The organism is Paenibacillus sp. JT22N15 (assembly GCF_059383755.1).
The window spans coordinates 150,933-174,143 of the sequence record NZ_JBXENV010000012.1 but is presented as its reverse complement, the minus strand read 5'-3'; the positions used below and the strand labels follow the sequence as shown (position 1 = coordinate 174,143).

Below are 23,211 nucleotides of genomic sequence, written 5' to 3'. Positions count from 1 at the left end.
AGGTTAGGGCCATGGTAAATACGAAGGAAAAAATATTTCAAGTCGCGATTCATATTTTCTTTATCGCTGTAGTGCTCATGTGTCTTATGCCATTCGTGCTGCTGCTGACAACTTCCTTTACGAGCGAAGCTTCCATTGTCAAAGATGGTTATTCCTTATTCCCTAGCGAGTGGAGTCTGGATGCTTACAAGTTTTTATGGAATGATGCTGAAAATATTACGCGTTCATACGGCATTACGATCTTCGTCACGTTAATTGGAACGTTCATCGGGCTGTCGATATCCGCGCTGTTGTCCTACCCGATGTCGCGCAGCGATATGCCAATGAAAAAGCAGCTCGCCTTTTACGTCTTTTTCACGATGCTGTTCAATGGCGGACTCGTACCGACTTATCTGATTTACACGCAAGTATTCGATATGAAAAACTCTCTGCTGGCGCTAATTATTCCAGGCTTGCTGACGAATGGTTTCTTCGTCCTCATTATGCGGACGTTTTTCCAAAATTCGATCCCGCATGCGATTATTGAATCCGCTTCTATTGACGGCGCTGGAGAATTCAAAATTTTCTTCAAGATGATTTTGCCGCTGTCGCTGCCGATCCTCGCAACGATTGGCCTTATGCAGACGATTGGCTATTGGAATGACTGGTTTAACGGGCTCATTTATATTACCGACAGCAAGCTGTTCAGTTTGCAAAACCTGCTGAACCGGATTTTGCTCAACGCCCAGTTTATTCAGAACAATGCCTCAACGTTGAATGCGGGGGAAGTAGCGAGTGCGCAAATTCCGCTGGAAACGGTAAGGATGGCCATGGCGGTTATCGGCGTAGTGCCGCTGCTGTGCGCATACCCTTTTTTCCAAAAATATTTCGTCAAAGGGCTTGTTATTGGTGCCGTTAAAGGTTGATGATGTTAAACGTCTGGCTACTCACGGCTTTCAGCCGGTTAGCATACAAGCTTGAACAAACAGGGAGGTTGCAGAGATGAGAAAACGGACAAATGGAATAGTGGCGATGCTGCTGACGGTTATGCTGGTGCTTGCAGCATGTGGCGGCAACAGCGGCAGTTCAACATCGAATGCCGGAGCAACGAATGCTGCAGGTGGAGAAACAGGCGGAGCGTCTGAACTCAAGCCTTATGAAATGACGGTGGCTTTCTTAAGCATCGGCAATACGAAGGATTTGGCTGAGGTTCAAGCCGAGGTCAATAAAATTACCCAAGCCAAAATCAATGCAACCGTTAAATTCCTTCCTATTGATATCGGGGCATGGCAGCAGCAGATGAACCTGATGCTTGCGGGCAATGAGCCGCTGGATATTCTCGTAACGGGCACAGGACTTAACTTTGGCACACAGGCTGCTAAAGGCCAGCTCGTAGAGATGGATGACCTCCTGGCAAAATACGGACAAGATATTCAAAAGGTTGTTGGCGGAGATGTCATTAAAGCCGGCTCCTCGAATGGAAAAATTTACGCTATTCCAAGTGTGCGCGACTGGGCAGCAGATTATGGCCTCGTTATGCGCCAAGACATCGTAGACAAATACAAAATCGATGTTAATGCGATTAAGACGATGGATGATTTGACGGCTGTTTACCAAACGATTAAAGACAATGAGCCGGGCATGGCAGCTGTATTGCCAGAAGGCCCAAGCTTCTCGGTTATCCAATCCATGGTGGGCAGCGTCATCGACCCGCTTGGCGACGAGAATGGTGTACTGGTCGGCTTTGATGGCGAGCTGAAAGTCGTAAACTGGTATGAAACGCCTGAATATGCGAGCTTGGTGAAAAAAGCAAGAGATTGGTACAACGCGGGCTTTATTCCTAAAGATATTTCGACGAATCAAACGACTTCCGAGCAGTTGATCAAGGCTAACAAGGCGTTTGCTTTCATGGCGCATATGAAGCCTGGCTATGAGAGCAAGGAGTCGCTGCTTACAGGTACACCGCTCGTTGCAGCACGCATTTCTCCAGCGATTTCGACGACTTCCTCGATCGCTAACATTATGTTCGGCATTGCAAGAAACTCCGAGGACCCTGAGCGCGCGATGATGTTCCTGAACCTGCTTTACTCGGACGCTGACCTCGTGAACCTGATCGATTACGGCATTAAAGGCAAGCATTATGAAGTGAAAGATGGCAATATTATCGGCTTCCCGGCAGGCGTAGATTCCTCCAGCTCGACTTACAACCCGACGCATGGCTGGATGTGGGGCAATCAGCTGCTTTCCCATATTTGGGAAGGGGACAGCGCAGATCTGTGGACGAAGCTTGATGAGTTCAATAAATCGGCGGTTAAATCGAAAGCGCTTGGCTTCAGCTTTACAGCAGACCCTGTCAAAACAGAAGTGGCGGCTGTTCAGAACGTGAAGGAGCAATTCAAGATTGGTTTGGAAAATGGTACGCTTGACCCGGACAAATATTTGCCGGAGTACATTGCGAAGCTGAAATCTGCAGGCATGGATAAAATCGTTGCCGAAAAACAAAAGCAGCTGGATGAGTGGGCGGCAGCCAATAAATAATATTCGAAGGAGTGAAGGTCTGGCATGAGCATTCAAGCAGGCATTAACATTTATTCCGTCCATGAGCAGCTTGCTCAAGATTATTACGGCACTTTGCGCAAGCTTGCGGAAGCAGGCTATACCCATCTGGAAATGCTAGGCTTCAATATGGTGAAAATGTCGCGGTTCAGCGATGAATTCCCGGCCAAGGAGGTTGCCGCCGAGCTGGCGGCCTCCGGCCTAAAGGCCATCGCAGCCCATGAGGGGCCGATGCCTGGCGAGGAGCTGCTCGCCCATCGTTGGGATGAGCTGATGGATTATTACGAACAGCTTGGCTGTACGTCGCTGGTGCTGCCATCCGTATGGATGGACGACCGTGACAGCACGCTGCGTCTCGCCGAGCAGCTGGAGCAGCTTGGCGGCAAGCTTGCACAGCGCGGCTTCCAGCTTTACCTCCATAATCACGCCCATGAATTTAAGGCGGATGGCGATACGACGCTGTTTGATATCCTCACCGCACATACCGATCCGTTGCATTTAAAATTCGAGCTTGATCTCGTGTGGGTGATGCGGGCCGGGGTTGACCCCATTGCAGTAATGGAGCGAGTCGGCGACCGCTGCGATATGATTCATCAGAAGGATTTCAGCAAGCAGCTGTCCGGCCCGCTTAATTTATTCGAATCGATTCAAGCGAACGGCGACGAAGGGCTTGGGCTTATGGATGTTTACCGCAAATATATCGTGCCTTCGGACTTTGTCGATCTCGGTACAGGTGCTTTCGATTTTGCCCATGTGTATGGGAGGATCAAGGAGCTTGGCCATGTGAAATACGCATTGGTTGAAAATGAAGGTAAATCAGCGGATAAGCTTGCCAGCGTCCGCAACGATCTGGAGTATTTGCGCACATTCATTTAAAATATAAGAATTTATATGCTCACTTTTATAACTATGCTTATATTTCATCGCGAAACGGTTGCTTTGCCGCCAAAGGACGGCGACAGCCGTTTCACCTTAGGAGGCTGCAAACGATGGGGAAATTGAAAGCAGGTATTATAGGCTGTGGAGGCATCGCCTTTCAGAAGCATATGCCGTCACTGAAAAACAATAGCGATTTGGTTGATATGGTTGCATTCTGTGATATTATCCCGGAGCAGGCAGAGAAAGCGGCACAGCAGTTCGGCACAGAGGATGCCAAAACGTATACCGACTATAAACAGATGCTCGAAGATAGCTCTATTGATATCATCCATGTGCTGACGCCAAATTTGCAGCATTCATTTATTACAGTAGATGCGCTGGAGGCGGGCAAGCATGTGATGTGCGAGAAGCCGATGGCGATTAACTCGGCAGAAGCGCGTAAAATGCTGGATGCGGCAGAGCGGACAGGCAAAAAGCTGACGATTGGCTATCAAAACCGTTGGAATGACGATTCCCAGACGCTGCATCAAGCTTGCCGGGAAGGCGCGCTCGGTGAAGTGTATATGGCGAAAGCCCATGCGATCCGCAGGCGGGCGCTCCCGACATGGGGCGTATTTGCCGACAAGGAGCAGCAAGGTGGCGGCTGCCTGATCGATATTGGGACGCATGCGCTTGATTTGGCGTTATGGTTTATGGACAATTACAAGCCGAAATCCGTCAGCGGCTCGGTGTTCTACAAGCTGCGGGATAAGCCGGAGGGCAATATGTTCGGTCCGTGGAAGCCAGAGGAACTGGAGGTAGAAGATTCCGCCTTTGGCCTCATTAAGATGGAAAATGGCGCAACGATTTTCCTTGAAAGCTCCTGGGCTTTGAATACGACGGATGTGAAGGAAGCGAAGGCATCGCTCTACGGCACGAACGGCGGTGCAGAGATGAAGCAAGGCGCGGATTACGCTGGAGAGCTGATCTTCAACAACGTCCAGTTCGGCAAGCTGATGGAAACGAAGGCGGCTGCAGGTCCCGGCATTGCGTATTTCGGCCCCGGCTCGAATGATCCGGGAACGAAGGAAGCTCGGCAGTGGCTGGAGGCGGTTATCCATGATAGGGAGCCGCTTGTGAAGCCGGAGCAGGCTTTCGTGGTGACGCAAATTTTGGAAGCGATCTACGAATCGGCAGCGACAGGCAAAGAGATTTATTTGTAAAAGCATGCAAAGAAGCCCGCAGCGATATCGGCCTAGCCGAAGCTGCGGGCTTTTTTGCATATTAATGAAGCTTATAGTTATTTTCATTGTAAATGAGAAGGTTTATCAATTATAATAAAGGGACTAAGGGATTGATCGAGCGGTTCTTTTAAGGCAGGAAGTGGGGAGGTTGGGGAATTGAAGCTGGACGAACATATAAAATTATGGAACCAGACGGCTATAAAAATATGGGATATTCGCCATGTCGTCATGCAGCCAGGGGAGCTGTTGGAGGATTATTTGCTGCCGTCAAGCGGCTTCATTTACAGTGTGCGCGGTGCTGGGCATTTGAAGCTGGACGGCGACGAGCATGAGGCTCAGCGGTTTCATATTCTGCATGGCGGCAAGGGCATGCGGCTGGATGTGTGGGCGGAGGAAGAGTTTGAATATTATTTGCTTTTATACCGTGCGGTGTATGCATTGCCGGGCAATAAAGAGCTGGCGCGGCTAATGGAACGGCATCAGCCATTTGCGCTGCAATATGGTTTTCAGCCGCAGGAGCCGCTGCCCTTGCTTCGCCCGCTGGATTTGATTCGGAAAGCGTGGCAGCAAGCGGATGATCTGGATCGCATCCAGATCAAGGGGCTATTTTATCAATTTATCCATGAGCTGCTCCGGCAAATGAAGACGCAGGGCATTAAAGTAAGCAAGCCGGACCTCGTTACGCAGGCCATACGCTATATAGAGGATCATTTTCAGGAGGCCATTACGCTGGAGTCGCTGGGTGAAAAGCTGAATTACAGCTCCCGGCATCTATCGATGCGCTTTAAAGAGCATACGGGAGCAAGCCCGATCCATTATTTGATTCAAATCCGGGTGAAGCGTGCGGCAGAGCTGCTCATTGGAACGGATGCGGCACTGAATGAAATTGCGCTTGAGGTTGGTTACGCGGATGTGTATTATTTCAGCCGAATTTTCAAAAAACATACCGGCTTATCGCCCGTTCGTTTTCAGGAGCGGGAACGCAACAAGCGGCTTTCAGAAGATCGTCCATTCATCATATCTGAAAAATCCATTGGAATGGGCAAGGTGCGGCGTTATATTGGTAATTATGATAATCATTATCAATATAAACGTGGAGGGTCTGTACGAATGAAAAGAAATACAACATCGGGTCTTGCTATTAGCTTGTTGCTTACGTTAACGCTATTGCTAGGTGCCTGCTCATCAGGCACTGCGAATACGAGCGCGAACAGCGCAGCTTCTGCTTCGCCAAGCAATGCGACGGAATCAGCGCCACTCGCGCAAAATGACGGCGGCCAAGCGTCGCCTGCGGAAGCAGCAACACGCATCGTCAGCACGGAGAAAGGCGATGTGGAAGTACCTGCCGAGCCGAAGCGCGTCGTCGCGCTTTATATGCTGGGCGATGTGGTGGCAATGGGTGTAAAGCCGGTCGGTATTTCCGATGTGTACGAGGGAGCGGCATTCGAGCAGGAGCTTGCGGGTATTGAAACGCTTGGCCAATGGTTTGAGCCGAATCAGGAGGCAGTGCTGGCGCTTGATCCAGACTTGATTATTGCTCCTTCTGAGGATACGTATAACAAGCTGCATGATATTGCTCCGACGGTGTACATTCCGTTTGACAAAATGACTACGGATGAGCGAATGAAAATGCTGGGCAAGGTGTTCGGCAAGGAGCAGGAAGTAAATACGCTGATGGAAAACTTCAATAAGAAAGTAGAAGAGAGCAAGGAGAAGCTGAAAGCAGCAGGCGTTTATGACAAAACGGTTTCCATTATTGAAGGCGGCAAGAAGGAAATGTCGGTTATCGCCAGCAAGCAGTACGGCCGCGGCTCGCAAATTATTTATGAGTACCTGGGAATGAAAGCTCCGAAAGTTATTCAGGATAAAATCGATGTCGCAACAGTTGGCGATGGCGAAAATGTATCGCTGGAGGTGCTGCCGGAATATATGGGCGATTATATTTTCCGCTCCTCTTGGATGGGTATGGATGATTTATCCGACAACTCGATCTGGAACAGCATCCCGGCAGTAAAAGAAGGCCGTTTGGTTGAAATAGAATTTGGGCTTGCGTATTACAGCGATATTTATTCGCTGGACAAGCAGCTTGATTTTATCGTGGAGAAGCTGCTCGAGGGTGCGCCGAAGGCATAGCAACTTTATATTAAAGCTAGCCAGCTGTTCTACAACAGCTGGCTTTTTGATGAGTGAATGCCCGTTCACATGCGCGAATAGCGCAGTGTGAACAAATGAAACTTGGGTGAACAAATTGCGGGAACAGCAGTGGTTCAGCTTGCTCCGAATTGTTCAATTGAAGGATTGCGAATGGTTGGTTACAATCCATTGTGACGCTCCAGCACTTTTTGTGTAAACGCATACATGCTTGGGGTGATCTATATACAGAGAGGGGATTCATCGTATTGAACAAGCGAAAATGGCTTTCGGCCGCATGCTCCTGTTTATTGGTGCTGTCCATGCTCATGTCTGCTGTTCCTGCCTATGCGGCAGATGAGCTGCAAAATGGGGACAATTCGGCTAGTGTGAGCGCAGCGGTACGTGATGATTTTACTGAGCAGCAATTGAAGGATAACGACTATATTCTTTATTTTGTGAATGCAGGGGACACAACGCCATCTACAGTAGAAGGCACCGATAAGTTTGGGCTGTATTCCTCCGTAACCGAGCAGGTATATGGAGTGGATGCTGTAACTGGTAAAAAATGGGGGTTAGTGACGACTACAACAGCTGCAAGAACAGGCGATGCTTCTACGAAACTGGGGACGCTGCGTTATTATAATGGCACGCAAGTAAGGGATAAGGCGATCGAATACAAATTCGAGCTGCCGGAAGACCGCTATGATATTACGTTTGGATACAAAAATCCGTGGAGCGGCCGCAGCGTCAATATGGTTGTGAACGGAACAAATCTCTCTGGTGAATACAGCATTGGCGAGTATGACGCAGTGAAGGAGGTTACTTATCGAAATGTAAGCCTAACGGGCAATGAAATGCAGGTTCGCGTTCAAGGTCCGGCTACTGCAGCATTAAGCAATTATAATGATCCAATGCTTAGCTATATTATTGTCCGTCTGAATGTCACGATCCCATTGTCCGATCTGGGAGATAAGCTGGATGAGGCAAAAAGCGAGGCGGTGGATGTGAAATACACACGCTATAGCGTACAGGTGCTGAATGATGCAATCGCTGCTGCTTCGGATGTGTTTGATGCACTATCTGCGAATGGGACAGACATGCAGGACCCGGCGGTGCAGGAGCAGATTCGCTCGGCTATCGCTTCATTGAATGCGGCGCTTGCCCAGATATCGCTGGATGTGCCGAATACATCGTTTAAGCCGGGCGCGGTATGGAATGATACGAGCGGTGCGCTTATTCAAGCGCATGGCGGCGGCATCATCTATGATGAGCATACGCAAAAATATTATTGGTATGGCGAGGATAAAACCAATGGCTATTTGCCGGCACGCGGCGTTCGGGTATACTCCTCAACCGATTTATACAATTGGGAGGATCATGGTCTGGCGTTGACTGCGATTGAGTCGATGGATGATTTTACGAATGATCCGCTTATTTCCCAGCTTTATGCAGGGAGAACCGATCAAGCCAGCATTTTCAATGATATTGGGACGAATCGCATTATCGAGCGTCCAAAGGTCATTTACAATGATGCAACCGGGAAATACGTGATGTGGATGCATACGGATGGCCCGTCTGAAACGTCGACAGCCAACTATGCGAAGGCGGAAGCAGGGTATGCTTTGAGCGATTCGCCAACAGGACCATTCGTCTATGGCGAAAGCCACCGGATGGACCGTGCTCCTGCGGATGCCACCTACAATGGGCAGCCTAATCAGCCGGGAATGGCGCGGGACATGACGCTGTTCAAAGATGATGATGGCACAGCTTACCTCGTGTATTCCAGCGAGGAAAATATGACGATGTACATCTCCAAGCTCAATGAAGAGTACACCGATATTGTCGGTTGGCATAAAGACGGCAATGTCGAGCGCGATACCGTATACAAAGCCGAATATGGTGTCGATTACGTCCGGGTATTTCCGGGAGGACAGCGCGAGGCGCCTGCCTTGTTCAAATATCAAGGCAAATATTATATGATTACGTCCGGCGCAACCGGTTGGGATCCAAACCTTGGCAAATACACCGTTGCCGATGATATTTTCGGCGAATGGAAGCCTATGCGCGATGTAGCGCCGGGCAGCTCTACAACGTTTGGCTCGCAAAGCACGCATGTCCTTCCGATTGATCCAGCAGCGGGCAAGTTCCTCTATATGGGTGATCGCTGGGACAAAAATGACCTGAAAAATTCGCGTTACATTTGGCTGCCGATCGAATTTGGCCAAAATGACGAAATCGCGCTGCGCTGGCGCGATGAATGGACGCTGGATGAGCTGAGTGCAATGGGACGTATTACGATTGATACGCCATTGCCTACACAAACCTCGATTGGCAAAGTGCCTGTACTGCCCGATACGGTGCAAATTACAGTGTCTGGCGGTTCGCAAACGACGGCTGCAATTGCTTGGAATGCAACGCCGGAGCTATTCGCCAAGCCGGGCATCGTGACGCTGAAGGGTACGCTTAGCGGGGCGAGCACCAAAACGATTGAACAGCAAATTTATGTGGTGCCAGATCGCAGCGCTTATTTCGTTCATGCCGGAGGCGCGGCGACAGCCGATTATAACGACATGATTTCCTACATGGAAGATACGCTTATTAATAAAGAAGCGATCGATCAGCAATATGACCCGGATAATGGCCGGAATTGGGGTTATGTTGGTAACAATACATTAACCTCTGGTACGGCTAGTGGCGATTTGTTCGCTTCGCTGCGTTATTTAAAGTCTGGAACAGGCGATGATTTGCCGTACCGTTTTGATATTGCGAATGGCGAATACGATGTTTATGTCGGTTTGTATGATCCATGGTCGCAATATAATCCTGGCACTCGCAAAGCTCAAATCATTATTAATGATGAAATTAAAACGAACAGCTATACATTCAGCGCTTCGCGAGATGTACTTGGCTACGAAGATGTGAATGTGTCTGACGGCAAGCTGGCGCTGACGATTCGTCGGGCGGTCAGCGGCGCTCCTGATCCGCAAATTAGCTGGATTATGATTGTTGCTAAGGAGCAGACAGCAGTGCAGGCGGCAAACCGTCTGGGCGAAATAGCGGCACCAGCGCAAGGAGCGGTACAGTTGACGCTGCCGGAAGCCCCAGAAGGCTTCACAGTGGCAATCAAATCCTCCGACAGTGCGGTAATTGGTACCGATGGTACGATTACGCCGCCAGAGCAAGCGACAACGGTTCAATTGGAGCTGGAAGTGACGCGGCTGTCGGATCAGACGAGCGCTGTCATCGTACGTTCCGTTATCGTGCCTGCCAAAGCAAGCAGCGGCGGCGGAACGGATCCGGGAACGAACCCTGGGACGGATCCGGGTACGAATCCGGGAACGAATCCAGGCTCGGGGTCTGGCAGTAATCCAGGCTCAGGCTCAGGAAGCGGCTCAGGCAATGGGACGAATCCAGGCACTACGCCGGGCACAGGAACGGATCCGGGAACAAATCCAGGAACAGGTACGAATCCGCCGTCATTCCCGGATGTCAGCAATCACTGGGCAGGAGCGGCAATTGGCAAGCTGACGGCCCAAGGCCTTATGAAAGGTTATCCAGATGGTACATTCCAGCCGGATAGAAAGATGAATCGTGCAGAGTTTATGACGATTATTTTCCGCTTATTGAAGCTGGATGCGGCTGCGGGCTCATCGAAGTTTAACGATGTGTCAGAAGGAGCTTGGTATGCAGGTTCGGTAAATGCTTTGGTCAATGAAGGAATTGTGAGCGGATTTGCTGATGGCAGCTTTAAGCCAAATCAGGAAATTACCCGCGAGGAAGCTTTTGTCATTTTGTATCGTGCGATTAAGGGGCAGCTTGCTGCTGGCACGGCTAGCGGCGAGGGCAGCTTCAAGGATAGCGACAGCGTTTCAGCTTGGGCAGCGGAAGCGGTTCAAGCGCTTTCAGAGCATGGGCTGATCAGCGGTTATAAAGATGGTTCCATCAAACCGGAGCAATCGATCAATCGGGCTGAAATAGCTACAATTATTGCCAAGCTTTTGCAAGAGCAATAGAAAAAGAAAAGAGCAAGGTTCCCGTGATTGTTGGGGAGCCTTGCTCTTTTTGCTTTATTTTTCAACGATTCTGTTAAACGCAGCCTTCGTTAGTTCACTTTAAAGCTGGAAATTGCCGCCTCTAGATCGCCGACAATGCGATTCAGCGCTTGGGCCGATGATGCGATATGCTCCATCTGTGCAAGCTGCTCCTCTGTTGCGGCCGCCACGTCATCGGTTTTCTCCAAATTGGAGGCAGCGCCTGCCGCAGCTGATTCTGTCGAAGCGCTAATTTGCTGGGAGCCTGCAGATAATTGCTCAGCAATAGCCGAATTATCATGGAGCTGATTCGCAATTTGCTCAATCGCGATCGAGATGGCATCAAGCCGCTCCCGCACAACGTTCAGCTGTCCGCCGCCATTTTCGACCTCTTGAACGGTTGTCGCCATATAGCTCGATGCACTGGCAATTTCACTGCGCGTGCCAGCTACGAGCGTATTGATGCCTTCCGCTGATTCCAGCGAGGCCGCTGCCAGCTTGCGGATTTCCTCTGCCACAACGGCAAACCCTTTGCCTTGATCGCCTGCACGTGCAGCCTCAATGGAGGCGTTCAGTGATAAAATATTCGTTTGACCGGCGAATGCGGTAATATTTTGAGCGATTTTGCCGATTTGCTGCGAGCGATGCTCAAGGGAATGAATGCTTTCGGACAGCTTTGTTATGACGGCGCGAATGTCCTCCATCTGGTTAACGAGCATATTCAATGCCTGCTGGCTTTGCTCGGTTTGTTCCGACGTTCCAGAGGAATGCATCGCAATGGAAGTTGTATTTTCGGCAATCCGCTGAATGCCCACCGCCATCTCTTCAATCGCACGGGACGTCTCCTGCGCCGTTCTTGCTTGAACCATCGAGCTTTGAGCAACCTCCTGAATCCGAATCGCGGTATGCTCTGCCGCCTCAGTCGATTCCTGGGATGCGGCTGTCAGCTGGGAGGAGGCAGCGCTTACCTCGATCGCGGACTCCGAAATGCCGCTAATGAGCTTGCGCATCGTGTCAATCATATGATCGACGGCGGCTGATATGCGGCCAAGCTCATCGGTTCCAGGATTTTTATCCCGCTGCACGGTCAAATCTCCCGCTGCCACTTGATTAGATTTTGCGACGATGATGCGGACTGTCCGCATAATTTGACGGACGGTGATGATAACAACGATGACTAAAAGAAGCGTAACTAAAGTAGTTGCTATGAAAGCTACAAGCTGATTTTGCTCTACTTGCTTGCTGATGGCCGCTATTGTCAGCTCCGAATGCTTGTCTAAGCTTTCTCCAATCTCGTCAATACCGGAGCGGCTGGATTTAAAAGCGTCGTCAATTTCGGCATTGCGGAACTGGTGCTGGTCCCCGGCAGCAGCCTGTACGGCAGCAGAGGACCATAATTCAAATTTCGGCTGAAACTGGCCCAAAATATCCTCAATCGTGCGGCCAGACTCACCATATGCCAATTTTTGCAAAGATTGCGCTTCAATAATAACGTTTGCTTTTCCAACACGTTCGGATACCTGCGCGATATTCTCGGACAACTCTTTGCGGGCTTCCTCCGTTTCAGCCGCGTTCAACGTACCAGACTCCACTTTTAAATACGCTTGAAAAGCTTGATACATGTCACGGTCTGCGTTCAAAATCAGTGAATTGACCTGATTGGATGTGTCATAAATCTCCTCTGTCATCGTACGCACAATTTGCTGCTGCCCGTTCAGGTAATACAAGCTCGACAGCACATACGCAATAAGCGGAATTGCAGCAAGCAGAGCAAGCCGCCAGCGTAAAGATAGTTTTAACATAGAATCCCGCCCTCTTTTCTAAAAGTTAACCTAATATGTTTTATATATCGGTGAAAATCACGTTTTCCATAACGATTTTATAGAGCGTTTTAAAAATAATTGTATCGAAGCCTTAGGGAAAAAGAGGTGGGGAAAATGATAGGCTGTTTTCTTGAATGAAGCCTTGCTGGACGCGGTTTACGGCCGATTGAAGATTCGACACATTTCGATAAAAATTTAGGTCGTAATCCGTCTATTTATTGGAGTAATATGTTGTAATTTGTCGAATTTAATTGCAGCTAGAAATTTCCTGACTCCTTTATAGCTTAGAAGCTGCTGGGTGGCGTCATCAGAGAGAGTATAAATGAAGCATAGAGGAGTGTGAATCCGGCGGGATGCATGGCCTGCATAGATATGGCAACGAATAGGAATTTTTATGCTCGCTTTACTCATCATGCTTCAAGTTAGTCCCCCTCCATTTATGCAGCTCCTGCGCCGGATACATTTACAACGAAGAGCTGGGAGGATTTGCCCGCAGGCGCAATCAAAGACGCTGCTTACGGAAACAATGTTTATATAGCCGTAGGAGATTATGGCGCCATTATTAAATCAGCAAATGAAGAAGGGAAGGCTTACTTCACAACGAATGGATCGTCTTGGACGAATACTCAGCCGGTGTATACAGAGCCATTCATCTGGAGCGGCATGACTTATATTCCGCTTCGCTACCTGAGCGAAGGCATTGGGGCTGACGTGAAATGGGATAAAAAAGCGCAGCTGGTTACGATCAAAGCAGGCAGCGACACACTGAAATTTTGGATGAACAAAGACTTCATGGAAGTAAACGGCATGAAAAAATCCGTAGGCGCTAAAGTTTTTGTCAACTCCGACAACAGGACGGTCGTGCCGCTTCGCTTCATTACGGAACTGCTTGGCTGGAACGTACATTGGGGCAAAGCCGATCATTCCATTACGTTGACCAAAGCAATGTAAGACAAACCGTCCACAAATACAAATCCCCGCAAGCCGATCACTTGAAAAAGTGTCCGCTTGCGGGGATTTTTTTGAAATATAAGCATTATAAGTTTCACACTTATTGTGCACTAGGCAGCTTCGCCAGACACCTTATAAGAGCAGCTTATCGGCTACCTTTTTACTATAAAAATCATTGCCATTGCGAGCATCATAACGTTGTGCCGCCGCAGTGGCGAGGTTTTCAAAATGAGCGGCGAGCGCCGGAAGGCTGGTATCTTCATGCGCCGCAAGAAAGGAGGAGGGAAGCCGAAGCATCACATTCGATCCTTCTTGAACAAGCTTCTTCAGCAGGCGTGCCGTACATAGATTAAACAGCATCACTTCATAAGGGTTCTCATGATCAAGTGCGAAAGCCAAATGCAGCTCTACAGCCTCAATCGCTTTAGCTGGCTTGGTTACCGTCAAATATTCAATATGCTGGGCGACGCTTTCCAGCAGATCACGTTTGCCTTTGACGAGGCGATAGCCTTTCGTATGCGCTTTTTTCGCTTCCTCATGGAGGTTTAGGCGCTGCATAGGCAGGAGCAGCTCCGGCAGCGTAATATGAGGTACCTCAGCACATTTCATGTTCCCTGATAAAATCGGCTCCGCTGCCTTTAATGCTTGCTCATCCTCGCCCAGTCTTGAATATAGCATGACAATATAATGCTGCTCACAGGCGATGCAATCGCTCATATGGTCCCGAAATGCTTTCATAAATTGCTGGAGATAATCTTTGGCTTCATCAAGCTTGCCATGGTCAAGGGCGAGCCGGGAACGGAAATATAAATAAGTGCGATTGCTGTAGCCATGCTCCTTATAACGCTTGCCCAAATCCTCCAGCAGCTCCTGAATTTGCGACATTGGAATTTCTGGGAAATTCGAAATGGTGCCGATGATCCATTTATATCGCCATAACAAGCTTCTGCCATCATATTCCTCAGGGTTTTGATCATATTGGCCTAGCTGCCAGGAGAAGGCGATAATCGCCTTCAGCGGGAAGCCATGAAATCCAGCAGTTTTCACGATTTGGTGGCGCGCATAAAAACCATTTTCGATATCACCCTCGGCATCTGCGAGCCGAACGGCAGCCTCCAGCACCTCGAGCTGGGCAGCGCCGGGAGGGAGGTCATACGCCTGGTTCATTAAATCCTCAAAATCCATTTCCATAGATGCTCCTCTGTTTATTTGTTAAATACATGGCAATAGAAGCGCCAAGAGGCCTCATCAGGCGAGTTAAACGAGCAAGCTCGCGGCATTATTACTATAATAATCATTGCCATTGCGAGCATCAAAACGTTTTGCTGCCGATAGCGCGAGTGCTTCAAAGTGCGCAGCAAGCGCGGGCAGACTTGTATCTTCATTCACAGCGAGGAAGGAGGCTGGCAGACGCAGCTTTACTTCAGCTTCCTCGCTAATTAGCTTCTTCAGCAGCCGTGCTGTGAATAGATTAAATCGCATGACCTCATAAGGATTCTCATGGTCAAGGATAAATGCCAAATGCAGCTCGACGGCCTCTACCGCCTTCGCCGGATTCACATCCGTCAAATAATGAATATGCTGTGCGACGCTAGCGAGCAGATCGCGCTTGCCTTTGACCAGTCGATAGCCTTTCGTATGAAGCTTTTGGGCTTCTTCTGGCGAGCCTTGACGCAGCAAAGGCGAAAGCAGGTGCGGCAGTGTAATATGAGGAACCTCAGCGCATTTCATTTTGCCGGATAAAATCGGCTCTGCCGCCTTTAAAGCTTGTTCATCTTCGCCCAATTGCGCGTAAAGCTCCACGATATGATTTTGCTCGCAGGCGATACAGTCAGTCATATAGTCCCGATCGACCTTCACCATCTGCTCGAGAAAATCCTTGGCTTCATTCAGCTTTCCATGGCTTAAGGCAAGGCGAGAGCGGTAATACAAATAAGTGCGGCGGCTGTAGCCATGCTCCTTATAGCGTTTGCCCAAATCCTCCAGCAGCTCCTGAATTTGCGGCATCGGGATTTCCGGGAAATTCGAAATGTTGCCGACGATCCATTTGTAGGACCACATTAAATCGCTGCTATCGTAATGATCGGGTTGATGGTCAGATTGTCCCAGCTGCCAAGAGAAAGCGATAATCGCTTTGAGCGGGTAACCGTGAAAAATAGCCGTCTCCACAATTTCGCCTCTCGCCTCAAAGGCGTTATCGATATCGCCCTCTGCATCTGCGATTCTCACGGCAGCCTCCAGCACCTCAAGCTTAGCTGCGCCAGGGGGCAGATCGTAGGCCTGATCCATTAAATCTTCAAAATCGAGTTCCATTCATGTTCCTCCTTCTGCATCTAGCATTTAAGCGTTCGACGATAGTCCCCAGTCGATAAATTTAACCATGCCTTGGCCCAGTACACCAAGCTCCTGGCGCGTCATCGGATAATGACCCATCAGCAAAGCATTCGTATACAGCATTTGGGCAGCGGTTGTGAACATTTGGTTGTCGGCACTGGTGAAAATTTTCTGGACGAGCGGATTGTTTAAGTTAAAATAAAGCGTCGAATACGCCGATTCCGTAAAGCTCGCGCCAAGGTTGCCGAGTACGGAAGCGAGCAGGTCCGAGCTGTTTTCCTTCGCTTTCTCCAAGGAGCGCAGCGACGATGATTCCTTCGACAGCGTATAAAGGGCAGGAAGCTCTGCTGGAGCAAAACGTTTGAGCTGAATTTGACAGCGGAAGCGCTGCAATGCCCCATCTGCAAGGCGAATTCGCTCGTAAAATTGATTGCGCTCCTCATTCGTTAAGTCCTCGAAGGACAGCGATACATCTTCCGGCAGCAGCCTTTCCATATCCAGCTCAGGAAGAAGGATCGACAAGCGCTCAAGCAATTCATGGTTATAAATATAGCCGCCATTGAGGACGAGCATCGATTGTGCTGCGGCCACATGGGTAATTTGACGGTATTCATCAACAGATAACGTGTAAAATATTTTTTTATTATCGGCCATCAGCTCGCCAAATGTTCGTTCTCCGTAGGTGCTTTCAAATGTAATCCAGCGGTAAATGGTTTGCAGGAAATCCTCATCCTGCGCAGCGAGTGCCTTCATCGACAAAGCATGCAGCTGAATGATGCGCTGCAAGCGGTCAGGCTCATATTCGCCTATGCGCATAAGCTCATTGCGGATCGATTGTCCAAGCTCCTCGCGCACCGATTCCAGCCGTTCATCCTCATAGAAATGCTCGCGTGATGCCGTCGGCTGAAGCTCATCTGTCCAGATGAGGCATTTGACGAAAAACGCCCATTCCGGCAAAATATTTTCGGCTTTATCGGAGACGAGCATTTGCTTCAGATATACTTTATGGGAACGGCGGGCATTCAGATTCACACTATGCGGCAAAATAAAGGCGATTCCGCCCGTACGGCCATTCGCTGTTTGGAGCGGGATGAAATCCTGCAGCGGCTCGCCCAGCAGCTTTTCACCGAAGGCAAGCACCTCGCGGCGACGGCCGCGCGCCAGCTCCGGCTGCAAAATCCAGTCAGGCCGCGACTCGTTAATCGTCTTCGCGTCTCCATTTGCATGCAGCCTAACCGGATAGGGCAGCAGAGCGCCATAATAGAATAGTAAATCCTCAACCATTTGCGGCTCGTAATAAGGCTCGCTATCTGGCTTGCAGCGCAAATAAATTTTCGTTCCCGGTGCCAGCTGGGTGCTCAGCTGGCGGATCGTATACGTTCCGTCCGGCTTGCCGCGCCATTCCATGGATGGCCCGCCCTTCACCGATTGGGTAAGAACGACAATTTCGTCGCTGACCATAAAGCAGGACAGCAGACCGATGCCGAAGCGGCCGATAAACGAGGTTTCTTTTGCAATAAAATCTTGACCAACCTTGGAGGAATGTCCGATCATCGCTAGAAACTGATGAATATCCTCCTCGGTCAGCCCTACGCCGTTGTCTTCAACCGTCATCGTCGCTCCACTGCCGCTGCCTGAAATTTCTACCGTCACATTTCCGGTAAAACCAGGCTCAAGCTGTCCTCGTGCTGTAATAGCATCCGTCGCATTTTGCAGAAGCTCGCGCAAATAAACATTAGGGCTGCTATATAAATGGTTGGAAAGTATATTAATCATTCCGCTTAAATTAACTTGAAAGCGATACTCTTGTTCGTTGCTCATCGGATTCTCCTTTATTATAGAAGGATTTTAGTTTTTATCGTCCTAACTATTCTACTATTTTCCATACATGCAATTCCAATATTTATAGCATAATGAGCCGTTTGGCCCATAAGCTTATACCCTAAATTCCTATCTTTCAAACAGCTATAGTCGCAGAGGTGGACACTAGAATAGAAGAAGCGAGAAGGAAGCTTTATTTTTTTGTAAAATAGGGAACAAAGTTTTCGGTGCGTCTCCTCCCTGATAGGATGACAAAAAAGCGCCGTTTTAGCATAATGAGTCAAGAGGCCCATACGCCTATCCCCTTAATGACTACCTAAAGTTTCCAAATAGTCACGCATGCTGATTGGATCGGTATAGGAGGAAAGGAATGGGGTATAATAAAACTATACAGTATAATAGAAGGAGGCGGCATACAATGTTCTTTCGCAAAGGAAGCCTAAAAGTCGGCATATTAAACGGTATTCTTCTCGCGCTGCCCTTCTGGATCCTCTTAATTTGGTTAATATTAAAGCTAATTAACTAGCCTTATGCGGCTATTGAATCAGACAATTCGGGATAGAGTATTGAAACATTAGAACGCTTGCAAAGCTTAGAACATTCGTTCAGAGCGCAAGCGTTTTTTTGTTCATTTTTCTGAAAATAAAGCGAAGGCCAAAACGCCGTCATGCCGCATGGCGCCTATAAAATAAACTGACATGCCGCTCCGCCTGCCGTTAGCGAATCAACGTCTGTTTGTTGCGTCTAAAAAGCGCAATAAAGTTCTCATTTTGCCTGATGCAGCTTAACCGCTGTACCTATGCTGAAAGTGGCCTTTTGTAGACAATAAAGCACGGTTATACAATACCTCAACAATTTACTGAATTTGGATATAGGACGCGTGGGGTAGTTAATGGGCTAAATGATCAATTTATTTAATTCGACACAAACTGACACTCTTTTCGGTTTTCTTCTTTTATACTTATTCAATACGCATAATATACGACATACTAAAAAGAGCGCATTGGATAGGTTGCCTGCTTATATTTTCAAAAAAAAGTGTGGAGGGATTAGGATGGTAACGAATCAACAATCACTCAGACGGGTGAATGATTACGGCGTTGTGGGAGAGCAGCCCGATCAAATCGCTGATGATCTCCACGAGCTTGTGCAGCAGAAGCAGCGCTCTCTGAAAGCGAAGGCCTTTTTCAAAAAGCTTGCTGACGATCCAATGTTTGCGCCCGAACCAGGGAGAACCGCAGGAAGAAGCCTGACGGAATGGCTGCTTATGGCGCAATATCCAATGAAGCAGGAAATGGTATTCGATTATGAAGAGCAGCGTTATGTGCCTTCCGAGGCAAGGCCTCGTATTGATTTAGCCGAGTTGCTGACGCTGCTGCTGCGTAAAAAAGGAATTAATGGCACGTTTGAAGATATGATGGATCATGTCCTTGAGGGTGGTTCGTTCCAACAGTTTTTGTCGGAGAACAGACTCTCGAAAAGGGCCTCTATGTAAATGAATGTTTTGAAAATTCAGAAAACTAATTTTCAAAACACCTTGAAAAAGTTATTCTTTATGAATATAATCAAGTCGAAAAAGCTCATATTGAGTATTTTCGCAAAAGGATAAAACTGTCGAATCATAGAGAAAGGTGTAAAATAGCTGCCTGCCCGATGCTGAAAGTTGCTTAAAAGGGCCGGGCAGCTGGGCGGCGAAAATGGTAGGTACCTCTTTTTTTTACCCAATAGGTCGCGTTTTGAATAATTTTTTATGGAGGTATACGCATTGGAATTAAAACAATATTGGCACGTTGTGAAGAAAAGAATCTGGTTGATAACAGCGCTCGTCTGCATGGCAGGGATCGCCACAGGCATCTATTCTTATTATTTTCAACAGCCGGAATATGAGGCGTCGACCAAGCTGATCGTTAATCAGACAGGCAGTCAAAACGATATTATCGCCAAGCTGGATCTAAGCACGATCAACTCCAACATTCAACTGGTGAAGACGTACAAGGAAATTATAAGAACGCCGAGAGTGATGGGCAAGGTTGCCCAGAAGTATCCTGAGCTTGGCCTTACGACAGGCGAGCTGATTGAACGGATTAGCGTAACCTCAGTCAACGACACGCAGGTGATGTCCGTCACTGCAAAGGATTCCTCTTACAGCCGGGCCGCGAACATTGCGAATGCGGTATCGGAGGTGTTCATGCAGGAGCTGCCGAGCTTGATGCAGGTTGATAATGTGTCGATTTTGTACGAAGCCGATCATACGCTCACACCGCCTCCTGTGTCGCCTAAGCCGACGATGAATATTGCGATTGCGATTGCACTCTCTATGCTGGTAGGCATTGGATTCGCGCTGCTGCTCGATTATCTCGACGATACGATTAAGACGGAGGAGGACATTCAGGCGGTGCTTGGCTTGCCGACGCTGTCGCTCATTCCGAAAATTCGCGAGGTTGATCTAGGCAAGCACAAGGACAATTCCATAGACCGACCGATGAGGGGGAAAAATAATGTCACGTACGAAACCTAATTGGCCGCTCATTACGGAAACGAACCCGAAGTCGCCGATATCGGAGGCTTACCGCATCCTTAGAACGAATATTGATTTCTCCAATTTGGAGGAAGAAATTCGTACTCTGATGGTCACCTCCACGAAGATGAATGAAGGCAAAAGCACAACCTCGGCCAACATTGCTGTCACTTATGCGCAGTCGAACAAGAGGGTGCTGTTGATTGACGCCGATATGCGCAAGCCGACGCAGCATCAGCTGTTCCGGGTATCCAATCAAATTGGCCTAACCTCGGTGCTGAGCAATCAGAAGGAATGGGAGACCGCGATTCAAGCCACCTCGGTGAGCGGGCTCAGCATTTTACCGGCAGGACCAGTTCCGCCGAACCCGTCAGAGATGCTGGCATCCAAGCGAATGGACCAGCTGCTGGAAAAAATGAAGGAGCATTACGACATTATCATTGTCGATACCCCGCCGATCATGGTCGTGACGGATGCGCAAATCGTAGCATCCAAGTCCGACGGCGTCGTCCTCGTCATCGATTCCGGCACAGTCAAGAAGGAGGTCGCCATCAAAGCGAAGGCGAGCTTGGAGCATGTGAAAGCGAGGATTTTAGGGGTAGTGCTCAATAAAATCAAGCGGAGCAGCTCGGAAGGGTATTTATATTACTACCAATGAGTGTGAGGTTTCATTTTGAGTAGTTGTAATCTCTTTATCGGATGATTAAAAGCGTGAATGAAAAAAGCTCCACTGCATGAAAGGCTTGGCTTCCGATCGCCATTACCCTTGCATTCCTCGAAATAGCCCCTAATAGGGGGGAACGCAAGGGTAAAAGCATATGCTTACGATGCTGCTTTCCTACGGAAAGCTTTAAGCGAACGCTACGCTTCTCCAGCTCAAGCCTTTCATTCCGCTTCGCCATTTTCATCACCATTTTTTTAAACCACAAGTAAAGAGAATTAACGTTTTTAAAGGTAATGTCTCCTGCACCTATATCACTGGAGGCACTCGATCATGCTGTGGGCCGCGAACGGCCTTAGACGTAGAGCGTCGGTGGTGTGGGGTGAGGAGGGGTTAGATGCCCTTTAATTTAGTGAGGAGTTTAGGTGAAAGGGGCAAGCGCAGCGCCGATCCCCTTTCACCGAGCTCCTCTCCCAAATTACGTGCAGAAAAACGGGCGAAAAGGAGTGAAAGCATTTAGAAGTTCGAGCTATACGATCATGTATAGGAGAGGAGCAAGGCACACGAGAGTATAGCTGGAACTTTTAACTCCCATGAACTGCTTCCAATTAAAGAAAAAAAACGAAGAAGGATAGGGTGATGGATGATGAAAAAAGTGACAAAAGCAATTATTCCTGCAGCTGGACTTGGAACGCGCTTCTTGCCTGCAACAAAAGCAATGCCGAAGGAGATGCTGCCGATTGTCGACAAGCCGACGATTCAATACATCGTCGAGGAAGCCATCGCATCCGGTATCGAAGACATTATTATCGTAACAGGTAAAGGGAAGCGAGCTATTGAGGACCATTTTGATATCGCATTTGAGCTGGAGCACACGTTGATTGAGAAAGGCAAGCTGGAGCTGCTGCAAGCCGTGCAGCGTTCCTCCAATGTAACAATCCATTATATTCGTCAAAAAGAAGCAAAAGGGCTGGGACATGCTGTATGGTGCGCCCGTAAATTTATCGGCAATGAGCCATTCGCGGTTTTGCTCGGCGATGACATCGTCGAATCCGAGGTGCCTTGCACAAGGCAGCTTATTGAACAATATGATGCGACGGGCAAATCGGTCATCGGCGTTCAGACCGTATCCGTCGATCAGACGCAGCGTTACGGCATTGTGGATCCGGTAGGGATGGATGTAGAAGGCAGCCGGCTCGTACAGGTTAACCGTTTCGTCGAGAAGCCGAAGCCGGGACATGCCCCGTCCAATTTGGCGATTATGGGCCGTTACGTGCTGACGCCGGAAATTTTTGATTTTCTGGAGCTGCAGGAGAAGGGCGCAGGCGATGAGATTCAATTAACCGATGCGATTCAAAAGCTGAATGAAAGCGAAGGCGTTTTTGCTTATGATTTTGAAGGCAAACGTTACGATGTCGGAGAAAAGCTTGGCTTTATTTTAACGACGATTGATTTCGCCCTGCGCAATAAGGAGCTTAAGCTTCCGCTCATGACGGCACTTGAGGAAATTGTTGAGCAGCAGCAGGCTAGCCAGCTCAAAGCACTGAGGAGGGATAGCGTATGAGTGTAAATCGGCCACAATACAAATCGGAAGCCCGCACGCTGACTCTCTCGCTGCAAGCCGCAGCGAAGCGGATCATTGATGTCTTATGCTCGCTCGCGGGCATTATTTTTCTGCTTCCGGTGTTCATGCTAGTCGCTTTGCTGATTAAGATCAGCGATCCGAAGGGCACGGTTTTTTTCAAGCAGAAGCGGATTGGACATAAGGGCAATACGTTCAGCATCATCAAGTTTCGCTCTATGCTGCATGATGCCGAGCAGCGGCTGCGCGCCGACCCGGTATTGTACAAAAAATATATCGACAACAGCTACAAGCTTGATCCATCCGAAGACCCGCGCGTCACGAAAATCGGCAGCTTCCTGCGCAAAACGAGCCTGGACGAGCTCCCCCAGCTCATCAATGTGCTGAAAGGCGAGATGAGCCTGGTGGGACCGCGCCCAATCGTGCGTGACGAGCTGAAGGAATATGGAGAGAAGGCGGTCCCCTTCCTATCGGTCAAGCCGGGAGTAACCGGCTATTGGCAAGTAAGCGGCCGCAGCGACGTCGGGTATCCTGAGCGCGTCGATCTTGAGCTGTTCTACGTCTACAACCAGTCCGTATGGCTGGATCTGAAAATATTGTATCGCACGGTCATTATCGTGCTGCTGCGCAAAGGCGCTTATTGAAATCAAAAAATGGCAAAAAGGATTAGCGGAGTGAAAAGGTTGGTTGGAGGAGCGGTAGCGTCCGATTTTTGCAGCT

At 48.9% G+C, this 23,211-nt stretch carries 17 protein-coding genes; 12 read left to right on the top strand and 5 right to left on the bottom strand.

The window, feature by feature from the left end; all coding sequences use genetic code 11:
* Positions 1–11 precede the first annotated feature (11 nt).
* The 6 genes from AC50X8_RS23310 (at position 12) to AC50X8_RS23285 (ending at position 10,783) form a co-directional block, all read left to right on the top strand.
* Positions 12–905: a carbohydrate ABC transporter permease gene (locus tag AC50X8_RS23310; protein WP_056033703.1), complete on the top strand. Its 894-nt coding sequence runs from the start codon at positions 12–14 to the stop codon at positions 903–905.
* Positions 906–981: 76 nt separating this feature from the next.
* Positions 982–2,517, top strand: a complete 1,536-nt coding sequence (locus AC50X8_RS23305; RefSeq protein ID WP_494881789.1) for an ABC transporter substrate-binding protein — start codon at positions 982–984, stop codon at positions 2,515–2,517.
* A gap of 24 nt (positions 2,518–2,541) precedes the next feature.
* Positions 2,542–3,411, top strand: a complete 870-nt coding sequence (locus tag AC50X8_RS23300; RefSeq protein ID WP_494881787.1) for a sugar phosphate isomerase/epimerase family protein — start codon at positions 2,542–2,544, stop codon at positions 3,409–3,411.
* Between the two features lie 113 nt (positions 3,412–3,524).
* On the top strand, positions 3,525–4,616 hold the full coding sequence (locus AC50X8_RS23295; RefSeq protein ID WP_494862512.1) for a Gfo/Idh/MocA family protein: 1,092 nt from the start codon (positions 3,525–3,527) through the stop codon (positions 4,614–4,616).
* A gap of 177 nt (positions 4,617–4,793) precedes the next feature.
* Positions 4,794–6,770 carry an AraC family transcriptional regulator gene (locus tag AC50X8_RS23290; protein ID WP_494881785.1) on the top strand — a complete coding sequence of 659 codons (1,977 nt, stop codon included), beginning with the start codon at positions 4,794–4,796 and terminating at the stop codon, positions 6,768–6,770.
* A gap of 266 nt (positions 6,771–7,036) precedes the next feature.
* A complete protein-coding gene (locus AC50X8_RS23285; protein ID WP_494881783.1) occupies positions 7,037–10,783 on the top strand; it encodes an S-layer homology domain-containing protein in 3,747 nt (1,248 codons plus the stop codon).
* A gap of 89 nt (positions 10,784–10,872) precedes the next feature.
* On the opposite strand, the gene AC50X8_RS23280 is transcribed toward AC50X8_RS23285, so the two are convergent.
* Positions 10,873–12,603 (bottom strand): methyl-accepting chemotaxis protein, encoded by a 1,731-nt coding sequence (locus AC50X8_RS23280; protein ID WP_494881781.1) that lies wholly within the window; start codon positions 12,601–12,603, stop codon positions 10,873–10,875.
* A gap of 507 nt (positions 12,604–13,110) precedes the next feature.
* Between AC50X8_RS23280 and AC50X8_RS23275 the strand changes: the two genes are divergently transcribed.
* Positions 13,111–13,575, top strand: a complete 465-nt coding sequence (locus tag AC50X8_RS23275) for a stalk domain-containing protein (RefSeq protein WP_494881779.1) — start codon at positions 13,111–13,113, stop codon at positions 13,573–13,575.
* A gap of 132 nt (positions 13,576–13,707) precedes the next feature.
* On the opposite strand, the gene AC50X8_RS23270 is transcribed toward AC50X8_RS23275, so the two are convergent.
* The 3 genes from AC50X8_RS23270 to AC50X8_RS23260 form a co-directional block, all read right to left on the bottom strand.
* Complete coding sequence (locus AC50X8_RS23270; RefSeq protein ID WP_494881777.1) at positions 13,708–14,760, bottom strand: hypothetical protein; 1,053 nt, start codon at positions 14,758–14,760, stop codon at positions 13,708–13,710.
* Between the two features lie 72 nt (positions 14,761–14,832).
* A complete protein-coding gene (locus AC50X8_RS23265; RefSeq protein WP_494881775.1) occupies positions 14,833–15,888 on the bottom strand; it encodes a hypothetical protein in 1,056 nt (351 codons plus the stop codon).
* 27 nt (positions 15,889–15,915) lie between these two features.
* Positions 15,916–17,730, bottom strand: a complete 1,815-nt coding sequence (locus AC50X8_RS23260; protein ID WP_494862499.1) for an HSP90 family protein — start codon at positions 17,728–17,730, stop codon at positions 15,916–15,918.
* Positions 17,731–18,784: 1,054 nt separating this feature from the next.
* On the opposite strand from AC50X8_RS23260, the gene AC50X8_RS23255 reads away from it, so the two are divergent.
* From AC50X8_RS23255 to AC50X8_RS23245, 3 genes are all read left to right on the top strand, one after another.
* On the top strand, positions 18,785–19,225 hold the full coding sequence (locus AC50X8_RS23255; protein WP_494881771.1) for a hypothetical protein: 441 nt from the start codon (positions 18,785–18,787) through the stop codon (positions 19,223–19,225).
* Between the two features lie 255 nt (positions 19,226–19,480).
* Positions 19,481–20,248 (top strand): YveK family protein, encoded by a 768-nt coding sequence (locus AC50X8_RS23250; protein WP_494881766.1) that lies wholly within the window; start codon positions 19,481–19,483, stop codon positions 20,246–20,248.
* Positions 20,229–20,906: a CpsD/CapB family tyrosine-protein kinase gene (locus AC50X8_RS23245; protein ID WP_056033748.1), complete on the top strand. Its 678-nt coding sequence runs from the start codon at positions 20,229–20,231 to the stop codon at positions 20,904–20,906. Before AC50X8_RS23250 ends, AC50X8_RS23245 begins: the two co-directional genes overlap by 20 nt.
* A 34-nt stretch (positions 20,907–20,940) precedes the next feature.
* On the opposite strand, the gene AC50X8_RS23240 is transcribed toward AC50X8_RS23245, so the two are convergent.
* Positions 20,941–21,177, bottom strand: a complete 237-nt coding sequence (locus AC50X8_RS23240; RefSeq protein ID WP_056033751.1) for a hypothetical protein — start codon at positions 21,175–21,177, stop codon at positions 20,941–20,943.
* Between the two features lie 378 nt (positions 21,178–21,555).
* Between AC50X8_RS23240 and galU the strand changes: the two genes are divergently transcribed.
* Both galU and AC50X8_RS23230 read left to right on the top strand, forming a co-directional pair.
* The gene (gene galU / locus AC50X8_RS23235) at positions 21,556–22,473 is read left to right on the top strand and encodes a UTP--glucose-1-phosphate uridylyltransferase GalU (protein ID WP_056033922.1); all 918 of its coding nucleotides are present in this window, start codon (positions 21,556–21,558) and stop codon (positions 22,471–22,473) included.
* Positions 22,470–23,135 (top strand): sugar transferase, encoded by a 666-nt coding sequence (locus AC50X8_RS23230; protein WP_081418743.1) that lies wholly within the window; start codon positions 22,470–22,472, stop codon positions 23,133–23,135. The genes galU and AC50X8_RS23230 overlap by 4 nt, the downstream gene beginning before the upstream one ends.
* Positions 23,136–23,211: the final 76 nt, after the last annotated feature.

Coding starts and splice junctions, on each gene's coding strand:
- AC50X8_RS23310 (WP_056033703.1), top strand. CDS start 12: ATGGTAAATACGAAGGAAAAAATATTTCAAGTCGCGATTCATATTTTC.
- AC50X8_RS23305 (WP_494881789.1), top strand. CDS start 982: ATGAGAAAACGGACAAATGGAATAGTGGCGATGCTGCTGACGGTTATG.
- AC50X8_RS23300 (WP_494881787.1), top strand. CDS start 2,542: ATGAGCATTCAAGCAGGCATTAACATTTATTCCGTCCATGAGCAGCTT.
- AC50X8_RS23295 (WP_494862512.1), top strand. CDS start 3,525: ATGGGGAAATTGAAAGCAGGTATTATAGGCTGTGGAGGCATCGCCTTT.
- AC50X8_RS23280 (WP_494881781.1), bottom strand. CDS start 12,603: ATGTTAAAACTATCTTTACGCTGGCGGCTTGCTCTGCTTGCTGCAATT.
- AC50X8_RS23270 (WP_494881777.1), bottom strand. CDS start 14,760: ATGGATTTTGAGGATTTAATGAACCAGGCGTATGACCTCCCTCCCGGC.
- AC50X8_RS23265 (WP_494881775.1), bottom strand. CDS start 15,888: ATGGAACTCGATTTTGAAGATTTAATGGATCAGGCCTACGATCTGCCC.
- AC50X8_RS23260 (WP_494862499.1), bottom strand. CDS start 17,730: ATGAGCAACGAACAAGAGTATCGCTTTCAAGTTAATTTAAGCGGAATG.
- AC50X8_RS23255 (WP_494881771.1), top strand. CDS start 18,785: ATGGTAACGAATCAACAATCACTCAGACGGGTGAATGATTACGGCGTT.
- AC50X8_RS23250 (WP_494881766.1), top strand. CDS start 19,481: ATGGAGGTATACGCATTGGAATTAAAACAATATTGGCACGTTGTGAAG.
- AC50X8_RS23245 (WP_056033748.1), top strand. CDS start 20,229: ATGTCACGTACGAAACCTAATTGGCCGCTCATTACGGAAACGAACCCG.
- galU (WP_056033922.1), top strand. CDS start 21,556: ATGAAAAAAGTGACAAAAGCAATTATTCCTGCAGCTGGACTTGGAACG.
- AC50X8_RS23230 (WP_081418743.1), top strand. CDS start 22,470: ATGAGTGTAAATCGGCCACAATACAAATCGGAAGCCCGCACGCTGACT.